The 1,289-nt window shown below is 44.1% G+C and carries 1 protein-coding gene; it reads right to left on the reverse strand.

Annotation, left to right across the window (positions count from 1 at the left end; genetic code table 11):
- The coding region (locus MUY27_RS20520) for an IS1182 family transposase (RefSeq protein ID WP_245133359.1) at window positions 1-1,280 on the reverse strand (1,280 nt) is incomplete at its 3' end.
- Between the last annotated feature and the right edge of the window lie 9 nt (window positions 1,281-1,289).

Consider the following 1,289-nt stretch of genomic DNA (forward strand, 5'->3'; position numbering starts at 1 on the left):
TGTTTGATCAACTTTTTCAGATTATATGCGATTCCGGCCAGTAACATGCATTTATTGGCAGCCTTTAAACCTTTGGTATATACCTTTCGCATGCCCAGGTATTCTGTCAGCGTACCAATAACCGGCTCGACAGTACTTTTTCTGATCTTCATCATCTGTTTACCGGGCTCGCTTTTAATGCGATGGTGCATCTGATCGAAAAAGGAGCGGTCAAGGGTATTGGTAATAGTTTTAAAAGTTGATTTGCCAAGGCAGGTGCTTCTCAAAGGGCAGTCTTTGCAATCAGATCGTTTGCTGATGTAGATCTTTGAGGTACCGTGATGCTCTTTATAGCCGATGAACTTTAAGGCGTTCCCCTGCCGGCACTGATAAAGGTCATGCTCAGCATCGTAAGTAAATCCTTCACGCTGTTGTTTATAGGCCCCTGTATTGGGAATGTATCCGGTAATGCCTCTGGCAGCAAGGCTTTTCAGCACAGATGAACTGCTGTAATTAGTGTCTGCAATGATCTCCCGTAGAGTTAAACCAGACCCATTCAGGTTAGTATCGATCTTGTCAAGCACCGCATCAAGGCACTGACTGTCCCTTTTATCTGCGTGAAAAGCGCCAATGGCAGTGATCACATAACTACCGGTATCTACGCTAAGCTGGCCAAGGTAATTCAGCCGGGTTACTTTACCAGGTTTAACAGCCATTCTGGAGTCGGGATCAGTAGTGCTGATGTGACTGGCATTGCTACGTTTGGAAGATTTAGAGTTCTCTGCAGGGTCAGTATCCTGATGCGCATTATCTTCTTTTACCTCATTTTCTTTGAGCTGACGGGTAAACGCTATACCGTCCTCTAAGATGGCTCTTTCTTTCAGGCTATCCATTGCTGCATTGGCCTTCACAAAAACGCTGTCGATTGCCTGCCTTTTGCCGGTCAACATTCCTTTATCGATACACTGCTTCAATACCTGTTTGAATAATTGATCGAATACTTCCTGTTGATAAAGCTGACGGGTACGGCTTAAAGTAGAATGCCAGGGCAGCTCTTCATCAATATCATAACCGATGAAGTACAAAACGTCCATCCGCATCGAGGCTATATTAATGATCCGCCGGTCACTGGGCTGGTTTTCCAGGTATCCCACCAGCAACAACTTAAAGAATACGATTGGGTCAATACTTTTCTGACCTTCTTTGCCATAATACTTCGCTGTTGTGGGATACAAAAACTGTAAATCTAAAGTCTCTTTAAGCCGCCTGTAAAGATTATCTAAAGGAATACGCTCTGACAATTGAAAGTT

It is taken from the genome of Mucilaginibacter straminoryzae, assembly GCF_022953055.1.
In the GTDB taxonomy this organism is placed as follows: Bacteria; Bacteroidota; Bacteroidia; order Sphingobacteriales; family Sphingobacteriaceae; genus Mucilaginibacter; species Mucilaginibacter straminoryzae.